This is a genomic window from Paraburkholderia graminis (genome assembly GCF_003330785.1).
In the GTDB taxonomy this organism is placed as follows: domain Bacteria; phylum Pseudomonadota; class Gammaproteobacteria; order Burkholderiales; family Burkholderiaceae; genus Paraburkholderia; species Paraburkholderia graminis.
The window spans coordinates 1-13,743 of the sequence record NZ_CP024935.1 but is presented as its reverse complement, the minus strand read 5'-3'; the positions used below and the strand labels follow the sequence as shown (position 1 = coordinate 13,743).

Genomic DNA, 13,743 nt, shown 5'->3' with positions numbered 1-13,743 from the left:
GGCTGCAGTGGTACTCGATACACGAGGTACTTAACTCGTCCTTTATGAGGAACCATTGGAAGCTTGTGTCTCCGCATCACCTAGGTCGCCATTTTGTTTTGACGTTTCAGGACAGCACGTTTGAGTGCGTGGCGGCCGACTGCGTTATGGCCGGAGTGTATGGCTCAGGGAGCATCGCTGCCCGGGAAGCGTGTGGTCACTTCTGCTGACGACACGCGCGATGAGCGCCTGGCAGCGCACATCCTCGACTGTGACTTTCGAACGCACAGGCTTGTCCACTCCCGAGCAGCCACCCCTTACGGTGTTACCAATTTCGCACCGCCGTTTTACCTGTGTCCAATCGAACCGTCGACCGAACTCTTCGACCGCATCTGCTGGGCACGGTTCATCTGTTACTTGGTCTTGACCCAAGCAACAGAATGTCTACCAGTCGCTTCGCACTTTGCTGCCAGTCGGGAGCTGAAGCAACGTTCGCCACGCCGACCAGTGCGCGCAACAAGTCCAAAGGTTCCACGTCTGCGCGGATGTCTCCACTCTCGACCGCACGCGACACAAGTGTCTGGATTGCCGCCTTGATTTGCTTTCCCGAAGATTCGAACAGCTCCGTCGTGGCTCCGCCGACGATTGAGTTCAGCGCCGTCGCAATGATTTTCTTCGTCGCGATGTAGTCGACGAACAGCAACATCCATTCTCTCAGCGCCTTGTCAGCTGGCAGCTCCTGTGTAAGCCGTCGCTCCTCTTCCGCCAGGCTTTGGACCTCGGCGCGGTAGACGCTCTCAAGCAATGCCTCGCGGGTTGGGAAGTGGCGATAGAGCGTTCCGGGCCCTACACCAGCCTGCCGCGCGACCTCATCGAGGCTAATGTGGCCTCCTTCGTTGGTGAAGGCCTTCTTTGCCTCTTCAAGGATGCGCTCACGGTTGCGCAGCGCGTCGGCTCGTGGCTTTTTCTCTTTGGGCGTGGACGCAGTCATGGTGCAATTCGCACTTGCAGACGGAGGTACAGTCCGCTTAGTATATTGAAAACGGAGACGGTCTCCGTTTTATGGAATTGTAAAGACGGCCTCAATCTTACAGTGACGAGGGAAAGCATGACGAAGCAGTTGGGAGCGACATCGACGACTGACGATGTATTGTCGGGCACACGGCTGGACGGAAAGCGGATTCTCGTCACGGGCGCATCCGCGGGACTTGGCGTCGAGACCGCGCGAGCCCTCGCGGCACACGGTGCAACGGTGGTCGGCGCTGCGAGAGATTTGGATAAAGCAGGACGTGCAATCACCGCTGCGCGGCAGGAAGCCGTTGCGGGCGGCGGCAGCATCGAACTGGTTGAACTGGACCTGGCGAGCCTTGCTAGCGTTAGGGCCTGCAGTGACAAACTGCTCGCCGAGGCTAAGCCGTTTGACATCATCATCGCGAATGCGGGCGTCATGGCTACACCTTCGGGAAAGACCGCGGACGGCTTCGAGACGCAATTTGGGACCAATCACCTAGGGCATTTTGTGCTTGTGAACCGGCTCGCGTCCCTGCTCCCGGACGGAGGACGCGTGGTGGTGCTCGCGTCTTCAGGCCACCGGTTCGCGAACGTTGACCTTGACGACCCGGGCTTCGAGCGTACGCAATACGAGCCGTTCGTGGCGTACGGCCGCTCGAAAACCGCGAACGTTCTTTTCGCAGTTGCGTTCGACCAGCGGCATCGAGCCAGAGGCGTACGAGCGGCGGCTGTCCATCCCGGGGGAATCCGGACCGAACTCGGACGGCATATGGGCGAAGAACAGCTGACACATATGGTCGACGCGATTAACAAGCAACTCGCGTCTGAAGGGAAAGCGCCTTTCCAGTTCAAGACCATCCCACAAGGCGCGGCCACGTCTGTCTGGGCTGCTGCGGTAGCGTCCGGTGAAGAGGTCGGTGGCCGATACTGTGAGAACTGCCATGCGAGCGAGGTTGTTCCTGACGATGCAGTGATTACCCCTGTTAGCGAGGGTGTTCGAACCTATGCCCTCGACCCGGCTAACGCGGAGGCGCTCTGGCGTAAGAGCGAGCAATTGGTAGGAGAAACGTTTCCTCCGGCTGCGTGACCGTGACAACGGGTCGCCAAGTCTAGCCTACAGAGGAGGTCGCTAGTGGCAGCCTCCTCTCTTATTGGCTGCGTGCATACTTCGATGCAAGCTCACGGTCCAGCACGCTGTCGAAAGAGATGCCGGTTATGTGGTCGCTAGTTGCTGCCAGTGATTTGATAAAAGTGCGCACTGCAGCCGGCGGCTTGTTGTAGCTCGGTGACCTGACCCGCAGCGGATAGCCGCTATCCACCAGTGGCGCGAGCACAGCGTCCAGCGCGCTCTGCCGAATCAAACACCGGTCCTTCGCACTGTTGTGCGCCACCGAATCTGACGAGAGTTCGTCCCGCACCACGAATACGGCTCGGACCTCGGGGATGAGTTCCGGTATTCCATCGGCCCAAGCTACCGCAGTTGTGAGTTCTCCGTTGACGGCAAGCAGCATGATTCTCGGCACAAATAGCGATTGGCCGAACTTCGCCTGCGTCTGCTCGATGAGCAAGTTCCATCGCCAGATGCGTTCGAGGTCGGCGGAAGGCAGCGTATAAAGTTTGCGCGTCGGTTGCTGCGTCTGAAGGATGCCTTCATACGCGGCCTCGTTGCCCGTATTCCATCCCGAGAGAAAGCGCTCTCTCGCGTAGGAAACCATCCCGCCCATCTGGGGGTCCTCAACTTTGGGCGAGAAACGAGCAACGAACGCGCGTACCTCTGGTTCGGCCTCCAGGCCGAATACGTGGGGCCGGAAATAGTTCATGTTGAAGGCGACGCGGCTAACGCTGTCGCCTGTCGAATTGCGCGACCAGTTGAACTGGAAATACACTCCAGTATTTGCGTTTTGGTAAACGGCTGCGTCATTCACCTGATAGTGCGGCCGCTCCCTGAAATGATGCTCAATGTCCGCGCAAGGCGTAGGCTGTGCAAGGTCAAAATAGAGGTCGTAGCTCATATTAGCTCTTGTCGATTATGTGGCGCTGATGCCGGTGACTTGCGGTGGCCATCCAGATTCGTTGGCGTGTGACCCTTGACTATCTGTCCCTGTCGATGGACTCAATGTGCACGCCGAGTCGGCTGATGGACTGATGCACCAGAACTGCGGTTGCGCCGCTCCAATATTGCGCGCCGTACGTGTCACAGACCTTGACTGCGTGCCGCACAGTCGGCTCCTGCACGACCAGGAATCTCTTGCAACCCTTGCGCGTATCGCGCATTTCCATCTGAAAAGGCTGCTCGTAGACGTATTCTTGCGCCGGAGCGATGCGCATTTCGAACGACTGCGCGTAATGACCAACGACTGTTGTAGAGCCGGCGATAAGCAACACCGCCGCAGCAATGTCGCTAAGCCAGACGGCGGCATTAGCGCGGACCGGGCGCGCGAACCACTGGGCTACAACAAAAATCAAGCATGCCGTGCCCAAAGCTGCAAAGACGGCCATTGCGGACGTTGCCCAACCTCCATACGGTGCAAGCCCGTCGAGGTAATAGCGGTCTCCGTCTAGCAAATAGTCCACTATTGGCAAGCAGACTGACGTGAAGAGGCAACCACCGATGAGCCAACGTTGGCTTAATGAGCGTCGCCGCTCCTGCGGCAAGTTATCGTCGGTAATTCGTGAGCGTGACCAGGCGTCCAGCCTTACAGCGACGCCAATCGTATCCCCTTCGGATTCGCTACCGGCGAATCGTTGACGAGCGCCAGCGTAATGCAGTTCAATCTTGAAACGTGGGACCTTCCTGGTAACCTTGACACACGTGGCAGTGAACGGTCCCGGGTATCGCCATGTCCAGAAAGCCTGCCTAACCGCCCCTGAAGCCGTTATATGAATTGGCGACCTAAGAACGCCGTAGTGAACAACGGCATGTAAGAGGACGCCAAAACCTAGCAGGCACACGGGAACAAGGAGCCAGCCTTCCGAGAAGAGGCTGGGTCTCGCAACGCATGCTGCATAACCGACGAGTGCGAGAGCCATAGCTGCAGCGGCGATGCAAAGTGCAGACGACCACTGGGACCCGCGAGAGTAGCTGACAGTAACGCCGTTATAGTCTTCGTTCAACCGGAGCATTTCTGACGTTCTCTCTGTCCAAGACCAACATTCGCCGGTCATGTGCCGCATAGATGCACGTCGTTCACCGTAACTGGCACACGCGTGATGCGTCCTTCATTTACCTGCAGCTCATCGATGACAAGCCGCGTCGGATTTTGGGGGGACGTGAACACTGTCAACTCATAGTCCTTGAGTGCCATTCCGACACCCCACGAATTCTTTCAACGGAGTCAATAACGGCATAATCAACGCAAGACTTTAACCGCACAACGTGGCGAGGTCGGCAGCTTTGTCTCAGTCGTGTATTGACAGGCCGATGACAAGGACCACGGCGTCGACTTGCAGACTCGAACTTCAATGTACTCCTGCTTCGAGTCGGAGTTGCTCTTGCACAATTTGGCGGTCCGAGGGTGCGACGAATTATGTCAGGTCTATGTCTCTGGGTGTGACTGCACTGCGGCGGTCCGAATGCAACAGTCCAGCCAGCGGTCGGCCCGCTGGAAAATTCAGGCGAAGCCGGGCATATGGCTACGCATGCAATCGCTCTTTCTCTGCACGGACTCCAGATAGCTCATACACCGCGTCGCGGCCATGTAGATGCGGAAAACCGACGGCCACCGCACTTCTTCATTTTCCCCGAGCGCGAGAGCTGCTGGCCATGGGCGAAACTCTGCTCAAGTCGCCTTCGTCCTAGGGCTCGAAGCAGAGCTAGCCAGCGGCAGCACGCCCAACGCCATGGGCACGGACGAATCCAGAAAGTCGGACCAGCGCGTCCGCAGGCCGTCCTGGACATCGAAGATATGCACCCATTGAGATTTGAAGAATTCACCTGTCGACTTCGTTGCCGACGCAACGAAGCCGATTACGACAATCTGCTCACCCATGTCGATGAAGTCATCGGGCTCGAAGCTGGTGATTCTTTCCGAGGAGAAAAGGTCGCCAAAATACTTCTGCACGTCTACCGGCGTGCGGCATACGATGCCGTGCGGGCGACTTGCCGGCCCAACCATTCTCCATTCGATGCCCGCTGGAATGAGCGCGACGAGCGGGCCAGCATCGCCCCGAGCAAGTGCCTCGTAAGCGTCTGTGACGAGCGTCATCGCGATTCGCATATTGGTCTCCCTAGAGGCGATTGCTAAAGCAGTGAAGGTCCGCTGACAGGATACGCCGCGCTGCTCGATACCTATGCGTCGAATGATAGGGCGTGTTGCGCCACGATTCACGCTGCAGCGCAGTTGCCTCCTCGCAGCCCGTCGACGGTCACGCCAATGCGCCACGATGACGGACATCAAGGGGCAGTCACCGGAGCCCCCATGTTCAGTGCCGGGACGCGGCAAACCGACTGCTATCAATCTGCGCGCACGGTGTCGGAATAGGTTTTGCGCCGACGGCCCGGCTTCTCCATCGAATGGCTCTTGTCGTTTCCTTGACCTTACGCCGTTCCGTCCTACACTGGTCTTCATCCGAAAAAAAAGCGAATATCCAATGAGAGCGTACTTTGGATGGGATATGCACGCGCGGTCTGAACTGCTGACTTTTCTCGTGATATCGCATCTTTTTACGAAGCACATCACTGGTCGCTGCATGACTGTCGCGCATACGGTCGAGTCAGCCCAAAGCTGGGCGAGAAAGAATTCGCGCGAGGGAGACTTGCTTAGTCGTGTGAGGCTTGCGTGCTTGGCACAGAACGTCGCCGAGTGCATCAGCTCTGAGACCGGCGTTGCGCTGAATGCCAATTTCTTCGCGTCGATGTTTGATAGCAGACTTCGTCTTGACTTCGCGGCTCCGACGACGAGGAGCATCTATCGTACGTGCCAACGCCACCTGCTCGCGATATCAACAATGAACTAGCCGGAGCAATTGCCGGTCGCCGGTCGATTTATAAGGCTTTGGCAGTTTCTGCTGTGAACGGTCTTCGATTTAAATCGAGGCTGTGCGCGACACCTCAGCCTTGAGTACATCAGGTATGCCATCGTTGCTATCGATGCTGGAAATCTTCGCGCCTCCGCACTGATTGCCAGCAGTCGAAGCCAGTGCCAGTGGAGCATCAAAGCGTTGAGCGTCTTACGTATCTCGAGGCTTCCTCCTGGCCCTTGGGCCAGCCTCGCACAGTGAGAGCGTCCGCCTAAGTCGAGCGCCCCCAAAGAGCGGCCGTGTTGGAAGCCAACGCAGCTCATCTCTCCCCTGCGCCCTCGCCAGTAATTCGTTGTTACTACTGTCGCACCGCCGTTTCACATGTGTCCAGCGCCCGCTCCTAAACTCCGAACCATAGTGATTGACACTGCACCCGAATGTGCGAGGAGTGGGAAAATGAACAAGATTCTCGGCGCAGCAGTGGGCCTTGCAGTGCTTGCAGCCTCAAGCGCAGCTTCAGCACACGTCGACGTAGCTATCGGGCTGGGTGTTCCCGGAGCCGTGTATGTGCCGGCGGAACCGGTGTATGCACCGCCTCCTGTCGCGTACGGCCCCGCACCCGTGGCAGTCGCTTATGGCGATGACTGGCGAGCTCGCGAATGGCGGGAACGCCGCGAGTGGCGCGAGCGAGAATGGCGCCGTCATGAGTGGCGTGAGCACGAGTGGCGCGAGCGTCACGGATGGCGCGGCTATTGAAGCGACGCAATAAGGCGTCACATCCCGTCAATCGAAACTCTGAGCGTATTCGAATGAACGCTAGCTTGATAAGAACCAGCTTGATTGCAACGACCCTTGCCTTCGCAACGGCAGGCACGGCGAACGCTGCAGGATGCCTGAAGGGTGCCGTCGTCGGCGGGGTCGCCGGACACTACGCGGGCCACCATGCGGTGGTCGGTGCGGTCGGTGGCTGCGTTGTGGGCAGACACCTTGCCAAACAACACGCACAACAGCAGGCGCAACAGCAAGCCGCACACGGTCAGGCAGCACAGGCGCAATAAAACGGCGCCGGCTCGATATCCCCGGTGGAATCAGGAAACCGCTGGTCCACCGGGCAACTGACCACTACGACTAGGTCGTCAACTCGGCGCCAGAGTCGACTGCGGACACCGGAGCGGGCACCGCCACGCTCTGGCGCGACGCTTTTTTCGCCGCGGCTTTCTTTGCCGGTACCTTCGCGCTCATGGCCTTCTTGGCAGCAGTTTTCTTCCCCGCCGGGGTCTTCTTCGCAACTTCCTTCGTGACCACCGGTTTTGCATCGGCCGCAGTGCTGTTGCCATCAATCAAAAACTTACTGCGGTCCATGGCACCAGCCAGCCACGCCGGCGCCGGTCCACGACCGCTCCAAGTCGCACCGGACTTAGGGTCGCGATATTTGGCCGGCTGCGGCCCACGCACATAGTTGCCGACGGCTTCTGTTCGGCTGGCAGTCTTCGACGTCTTCTTGCCGGCAGGCTTGGATTTGCCCGCAATCCCCTTAGTCCCAGCTACCGTCGTTGGAGCGCCGTCTGCAATCAGGAATTTACTGCGGTCCCTGACTTTAGCAATCCACGCCGGCGGCCGAGCATGACCACTCCATGTCTCTCCGGTTTTCGGATTGATGTACTTGGGGGGCAACTTGCCCTTAGTTTTGCTGATTGCTTGCACCGCGTTTTTGGCAGCCTTGGCGCTTGGCTTGGGTCCCCGCTTTTTGCCGCCAGTGTGCGCATCGATGTCAGCGGTCGTGAGACCATGCTCTGCCATCAGGTTCTTAATCTTTTCGATGACTGCACTCGACTTTTTCGCGAGCAGCGCGTCGGCTTGCGCCTGTAGCCTCTGGATTTTTGCTTGCAAGGATTCGAGTGTCGTCATTGCCGTTTCCGCGGTTGAGAGATGCGGCACTATGCCATGTGAGTGATGAAATAGGCTAGTTATGCGCGGAGCTATCGTGTGAACGCTTTGGGCTTTTGTTACCGCCGCATCTGCTGCCAAACCTTCCTGTATTTGCTCACGGCGATAAAGTGCCAGTTGCTTGGGACGGGACGAGCTTCGGCAAAGGCACGCACTTACACCGGCACAGGTCGTTTTCCAAAGCCACCTGCCTTCCCATTACCTCCATTGACCGAGGTGAGCCATCTCCGATGATGACGCCCTCCGCGCTGCAGGTATTGCAAAAGACCGGAGCCCCGACATAGGCCAACGGACGACCGTCGAACGACGAGCCGGCAATACCGTCAAGCACCACGCCGTTACTATCCGTGTTGTCGCCCTTCAGGATGAACCGACGGCTCATGTCACTAGCTTCCTTTCCTAATCCAGTTGTCGACAATGCGTCCCATCATGCTCGCCTGATGAGACGCCATGTGACCCAGTGAACCCGGCGCTCACCTGAACCGGCTGCGCTCGCGAGCACGTCCGGCATGACCATGCCCTGCGATGCCTCGATGCGGTGATTGTTGAAGCCTATCGCTTCCCAAGTGCCAGTAATCGGGCAAACCTCACCTGTCCGTACCTCAATCTCCTCCTCGAGTTGGCCGTGGTCCGTTGGCACATTTATCGGCGCACGTTCAAGGAAATATTCAGATTCGTCCGGAATGACACCGTCCTTGTATCGGGTGTCTTCCCACAGGAGCCGCCAATGGGTGCCTAGACGCTCAGTGCGAGACTCCGCCTCGTTCCATTTGCCCCTGACATTGGGCGCCTTCGTGTCACTCACGAGATAGTTGAAGCACCCATTGTTCTCGATACTTCTCACCCCCAAAGGCACGATGCCGAGGGCCTTCTCTCGCTCGACCTTGACAGGCTCCCATATCCCGTCTACCGGTACGCGCTGTCCGGAACTGATTATGAGGTCCGTGGCCGCAGGCACTCCCGAAATCTCGGCTGGAAAGACGGGGTAGGGCAATTGGTAGAACTGGTACCTGTAACGGTCGGGGTCCAGCAACGCTGCCGGACTTGAGTAGCGAGCGGACATTCGAGGTATGAACGGCACTTCAATCGGTGCGTAATCGCCCTCATAACGGGACGCCAGTAGTAGCCGATTTAGTGCTTCGACTTTTTCCGGGTAAGGCGCAGTCTGTGCACCTCGCTCCCAGTAGTCAGGATGCGTGTACAGAAAGTTGCGAACCGTACTGCTTTTGTCCATCGCGGCATCAAGGGGTTGACCGGTCCGCCATACAAATCGATGTCCCTTCCCGAGTTCTTCAACCCCTTTTTTGTATAGACCTAGCGTTTCGTAGATTCCGGGGAGCAAATCGGGGTCCATCCGCTCGGGTCGTTTTTGGGCCAGGTTCTGACAGCGTTCTCGAATGCCCTGGAAAACACCTCCCATGCATCCCGTTTCTTCGCCCACAGCGAATAACTGGTCAGTCGCTTCAGCAACCAAAACACGCGTCGCCGAGTCTCGGAATCCTGCATGTCATATTCTTGCGTGACGTACCCCATCAAATTTACTCCTGACTGCTCGCGGCCGTACGAGACGCCGCGATTGTTTTGCTGTTCGCTACCTTCGTTTGTATTTCGTCGCTGCCGAGCCGGCGCGTGCGAGCCGAACCGGATACGTCCTCTGAAAATTTACTGTATCCATACACGTCCTCAACGTTCGTCCAGTTGGTCGGATAGAAGTCGACCCGAACTCCGTTGATAGTTTCAGTGAGTGCAGTACCACTTGCCTTCACACTCTCACCAATCCGCGTTATTTCGGTGGCAAGTGCACCCATGTCAACCACCAACTGACGGCCGCCCCCTTCCAGATATTGCGCAGGAATTTTGTCACCGAACTGCTCTGCAATCTGGCCAGCCCAAGCCTTTGCGGTTGGCATCCGCGTTCCGAAATCGCTAGGAAGATGTACAACGGCGAGGAACCCGTTGCCATTCCACTCATCCAACACGGCCGACCGGACTCTCCATTCTTCCGCATTTTTGGGCGGACTGCCGATTCCCCAAAACGCCGGCTGGCGTCCGCCGGCGGCTTTGCTGCCCCAAGGGGCGTGCTTCGAAGGGTTGCCGAATGCTCGATAGAGCGTCTGTCCCGCCAACTGGTCGGCGTCGAGTGCGGCAAGTTCGCCGTGGAATGTCGCAAGCGTGCGATACACCTGTTCGCCTCTAAATGCAGGTACATCCTCACTGACATCCGCGAGTATGTCAGGCCAGCCGGCATCTATTTTGGACTGGTACCTAGCTTTAATACGCATATCGTCCACGGCACATTCCGTTGAGGCAAACTTGCCCTGCCGTATCTCTCTCGCGAGCTTGCGCTCCTCAAGATACGCTTCAGCCTCACGTTTCACCCGTGGCATGCCGCCCGTAGCAATTTCATGAATTTCGCCGCGGTACACCATATTCTGGAGCGTCTTGAGCTTCGCATCCAGTTCCTTGACAGCCTTGGGAACCATCTGGTCAGCAAGGTCCTGAAGGGCGCGGAAACCATCGCCCACACGCGCGAGTTGCGCACGCCAGACCTCCGGCAGAAGTTGTCCAACGCGGGCTTTGAGAGAGCGCTCGATAGCCAGACGCACGGTTGCACAGAAGTCTTTAACCTTGGAGAGTAACTGTGACTGGTACTTGCCGATGTCGAGAGCCTTCAGCCATTGCGGCGCGTCGCCATGCCCCATCCGGTTCAGGAACTGTACAACCTCCTGCAGCAGTTCTGCATCCTTTGCCGCGTCACCCACCACTCGTAAAGCGAGCCGGCCAACGCCCTTGATAACGCCACCGACGACGGGAATCAGCGCGAATATCAGAACGACGAACAGAACCCACTGCATCACCTCCTGGCGTTTTCGCGGGTCCGAACTCATGCCTATACCGACGGACAGGAGGTCGCGTACAGCAGTGACGTCACCGACCAGCGGAATCATGCCGATGGCGGCGTCAGTGATGACCTGGCTGATAGTCTGCTTTTCGTTGAATGCGCCCTGCAGCGTGCCCCAGCACCACTGACCGACCTCCAACGAAGTCGCCTTGAAGTCTTCTACGCTCCAGCTCACTGTCATGCTCCCCGTGCTTCTGAATCAGCGAATCGATGTCGGCCTCGGACAGTTGCTTGCCTTTAAAGTCTGGATTGCTGGTCCTGTCCTTGCGAGCGTATGAGCGTGCGTCAGGTCCAATCTCGACCTTTACGGGGCCCACAGGGACGTCGCTGAGATTCATCCGTCCCTGTGCGTCCAAAGTGCCTTGCCGCGTGCTACCGTCGGATAGCGTGGCTATATATTTCGCTCCCTGCACCGGTTCGTCGTCGTGATACCGATACTGCATCGCCGTATCGTATTTGGATGTCGGCAGCGCCGGCAGCGGGTATGTGGTACTCGTGGGCCCATTGAATGAATGCTGGCTACCCTTGACGTCTATCTTTCCGGGCGCATGAATTTCAATGTTGCCGCCCGAAATACGGATGTACGCGCCACCGGAGGTCAGCAGAATTTCCTGGTTGGCTGCTGCCTCAACTTTCTCCGTGGCGGACAGTAACCGCAGGGTCTTCTGCGCGGTTATCTCGACGTTGTCCGAATGGGCTTGAATCTCCACCTTCCCCTTTGCGGCAAACAGTTTCATGCCGGCGTTCTGGACGAAGAGGCTGATACGTTGCGCCACGCTTGCGACCAGTGACTTGCCTGTCGCTATATGCGTGCTCTGCCCGCTGACAAAATTCAGCTGCTCGTCGGCTGCAACATGCGTGGAGCGTGGCGTCGACACTGCAATGCCTGCCGGGCTCGCGAACAGCATGATGGGTTCCTTGAAAGCGTTGGCGTTGCCGGTGCCTCCGCCAGCTGTGTTCCCTCCTGAGGACGCTCCCGAAACGCTGCTTTGTGTCGCATCGGTGAACGCTTTCAGCGACTCCCGTCCGTCCTTCAGGCTTTCAGCCTGATGCGTCTCGCTGGCATCCGATAACGACTCCAGCACACTCTCTGAATTGACGAGCTGCTGCTGCGCGTCACGAACATCAAGCGGCTGCCTCGCCGAACCGTTCGCCGGATGAGTCGACACGTACAGGCCTTGTCCGGCCCGGACAGCGCCGTAAGCGTCCGACTTCAGGTCGAATCCACTGCCCAGATATGAGCCGCGGTTGTTTCCCGACTGCTCGATGAGATAGCCCAGATGCAGATGCGCATTGGTGCTGGTCGAATACAAATGAACCCGATTCTGGCCGGTCGAATCGTCCATTACCAACTGGTTGTAGCCAGCGCCGCCGTACTCTTTGGACTTGTACCCTGACAGCAATCCATTCGAATGCCAGGGTGGCGATTTCTCAGCATTGAAAACACGGCCGGTGACGATAGGCCGGTCGCAGTCGCCGTCAAGGAAAGAGACGATGACCTCTTCGCCGACTCGCGGCACGTGAACGCCGCCGTAGGCACCGCCCGTGTCTGAATAGGCCACGCGCACCCAGCAGGAAGCGTTTTCATCGCCGCTGTTCAGCCGGTCCCAGTGAAAGCGGACCTTGATGCGGTTCAACTCATCGGTGAAAACTTCAGCGTTGGCCGGCCCGGCAACCGTCGCGGTCTGCATGCTCATCACCGGTCTCGCGTGCTCGAGCGGGCTGCGGAACGGAACGGTGCGGCGCTGAAGCTCCGCTTCAACGAGATAGAACCCTTCGCTCCCGTCGCCGTGGGCGACAACAAACGCGGGTCCGGCGCCTGCATGCGCCGCGCGCACCCGCGAAAGTTCTGCCCTGAGACTGTGCGGAAAATCGGCCGTGGTCGAAACAGGCAGATTGTTCTCCATGTACCAGTGCGTAGCGACGACTGCGAACTGCCGCTGTTGTTCGGCGTCCTTGTCATGTTCGGGGTGGCCTTCGAGCTGAAACCACTTTCCGGCATCGATGTTCCGTACGCCCCCAACAGCCATGAAGCGTTTCGCTCGCGACTCCCATTCCTCCATCCGGATTTTGGACAGGTGGTCGCCGCGGTCCTGCGTCAGATGCGTGTATGCGCCTGTGTACTCATAGACCTCAGCCTGGGCGGGCAGACTTCCGTGGGTTGACAACGTGGGCACGTTGGTCGACTTCTCATCGCCAGGAGACTTGTAGTCGAACGTCCTCGTCGATAACGAGGAGCTATGCAGCATGCGCGAACCCGCCCATTGAACCCACGCGTCAGACGAAGTATTCGTACCCGCCCGAGCGAACTGGACCGTCTCAGGTACCGCTGGCTTCAGCGAATACACGTCGTCCGTTATGACCAGTGTGTGCGATTTGCCGTCGTCGGCATGCTCGAAGTAGCCGAACAGACCTTCCGATTCCATCAACCGCTGGCAGAAATTCCAGTCGTCTTCATATTGAACGCAAAAAGACCGCTGCGGTAACGCCTTTCGCAAATCGAAGCGGAACGCGCCCTGCGCCTGAGGGTGGCCGTTGAAGACGGTCGCGAGTATTTCATCGACCGCTTTGTCCTGAAAGATGCGCGCGTCTTTTCGGAACCGCAGGAAATGCATCCACGACGACAACGTGAACTGGTAGGTAGTCAGGCTACCGTCAGAACCCAGGCGTCGCGCCGTATATACATATCCATGGTGAGGTAGATACCACCTGTTGCCGGTTTGAATCCAGAGAGTGACGGGCTGCGCAATGAGCGTTTTCAATTCCAGCGAATCGCGCGATGAGACGGCGTCAACTGTGAATTCGAAGTTACGGCCGATACGCGACGTGCCGGCGACCCGTTGAGGCAGCAGAACGTCTTCGCCAAGCGGCGTGTCCAGCTTCAGTAACCTTTCGGATTGAGTTATGCCTGCGTTAATTGCTGACACAAGGTCCTGCGCGCCCAT

13 protein-coding genes are annotated in these 13,743 nt (G+C 58.0%); 3 read left to right on the top strand and 10 right to left on the bottom strand.

All coding sequences use genetic code 11. The features are described from left to right. Window positions 1-385: 385 nt before the first annotated feature. Window positions 386-970, bottom strand: a complete 585-nt coding sequence (locus tag CUJ91_RS18270) for a TetR/AcrR family transcriptional regulator (RefSeq protein WP_006046896.1) — start codon at window positions 968-970, stop codon at window positions 386-388. Between the two features lie 117 nt (window positions 971-1,087). Here CUJ91_RS18270 and CUJ91_RS18265 point away from each other — a divergent pair, with 117 nt between their 5' ends. Further along, window positions 1,088-2,077 carry an SDR family NAD(P)-dependent oxidoreductase gene (locus CUJ91_RS18265; protein ID WP_114156765.1) on the top strand — a complete coding sequence of 330 codons (990 nt, stop codon included), beginning with the start codon at window positions 1,088-1,090 and terminating at the stop codon, window positions 2,075-2,077. A gap of 61 nt (window positions 2,078-2,138) precedes the next feature. Here the strand turns inward: CUJ91_RS18265 and CUJ91_RS18260 are convergent, their stop codons facing one another. The 3 genes from CUJ91_RS18260 to CUJ91_RS34170 form a co-directional block, all read right to left on the bottom strand. Then, complete coding sequence (locus tag CUJ91_RS18260) at window positions 2,139-3,002, bottom strand: hypothetical protein (RefSeq protein WP_114156764.1); 864 nt, start codon at window positions 3,000-3,002, stop codon at window positions 2,139-2,141. Window positions 3,003-3,081: 79 nt separating this feature from the next. Continuing rightward, window positions 3,082-3,489, bottom strand: coding sequence for a hypothetical protein (locus tag CUJ91_RS18255; RefSeq protein WP_114156763.1), 408 nt, complete (start codon window positions 3,487-3,489; stop codon window positions 3,082-3,084). Window positions 3,490-4,769: 1,280 nt separating this feature from the next. After that, window positions 4,770-5,207 carry a nuclear transport factor 2 family protein gene (locus CUJ91_RS34170; protein ID WP_161966583.1) on the bottom strand — a complete coding sequence of 146 codons (438 nt, stop codon included), beginning with the start codon at window positions 5,205-5,207 and terminating at the stop codon, window positions 4,770-4,772. Window positions 5,208-6,405: 1,198 nt separating this feature from the next. On the opposite strand from CUJ91_RS34170, the gene CUJ91_RS18240 reads away from it, so the two are divergent. Together CUJ91_RS18240 and CUJ91_RS34875 are read left to right on the top strand one after the other, a co-directional pair. Further along, window positions 6,406-6,705 carry a hypothetical protein gene (locus CUJ91_RS18240; RefSeq protein WP_114156760.1) on the top strand — a complete coding sequence of 100 codons (300 nt, stop codon included), beginning with the start codon at window positions 6,406-6,408 and terminating at the stop codon, window positions 6,703-6,705. A gap of 53 nt (window positions 6,706-6,758) precedes the next feature. Then, window positions 6,759-7,007 carry a hypothetical protein gene (locus CUJ91_RS34875; RefSeq protein ID WP_114156759.1) on the top strand — a complete coding sequence of 83 codons (249 nt, stop codon included), beginning with the start codon at window positions 6,759-6,761 and terminating at the stop codon, window positions 7,005-7,007. A gap of 70 nt (window positions 7,008-7,077) precedes the next feature. On the opposite strand, the gene CUJ91_RS18230 is transcribed toward CUJ91_RS34875, so the two are convergent. The 6 genes from CUJ91_RS18230 to CUJ91_RS18210 all read right to left on the bottom strand — a co-directional run bounded on the left by CUJ91_RS18230 (window position 7,078) and on the right by CUJ91_RS18210 (window position 13,743). Further along, window positions 7,078-7,857: an H-NS family nucleoid-associated regulatory protein gene (locus tag CUJ91_RS18230; RefSeq protein WP_114156758.1), complete on the bottom strand. Its 780-nt coding sequence runs from the start codon at window positions 7,855-7,857 to the stop codon at window positions 7,078-7,080. 136 nt (window positions 7,858-7,993) lie between these two features. Next, a complete protein-coding gene (locus CUJ91_RS18225; RefSeq protein WP_114156757.1) occupies window positions 7,994-8,278 on the bottom strand; it encodes a PAAR domain-containing protein in 285 nt (94 codons plus the stop codon). A 45-nt stretch (window positions 8,279-8,323) separates the two neighbouring features. Continuing rightward, window positions 8,324-9,250, bottom strand: coding sequence for an Imm72 family immunity protein (locus CUJ91_RS18220; protein ID WP_244231057.1), 927 nt, complete (start codon window positions 9,248-9,250; stop codon window positions 8,324-8,326). Next, entirely contained in the window at window positions 9,211-9,402 is a 192-nt protein-coding gene (locus CUJ91_RS34870; RefSeq protein WP_244231100.1) for an Imm71 family immunity protein, read from the bottom strand. Before CUJ91_RS34870 ends, CUJ91_RS18220 begins: the two co-directional genes overlap by 40 nt. A gap of 32 nt (window positions 9,403-9,434) precedes the next feature. Next, on the bottom strand, window positions 9,435-10,973 hold the full coding sequence (locus tag CUJ91_RS18215; protein ID WP_114157988.1) for a hypothetical protein: 1,539 nt from the start codon (window positions 10,971-10,973) through the stop codon (window positions 9,435-9,437). Next, complete coding sequence (locus CUJ91_RS18210) at window positions 10,858-13,743, bottom strand: type VI secretion system Vgr family protein (protein ID WP_244231056.1); 2,886 nt, start codon at window positions 13,741-13,743, stop codon at window positions 10,858-10,860. Before CUJ91_RS18210 ends, CUJ91_RS18215 begins: the two co-directional genes overlap by 116 nt.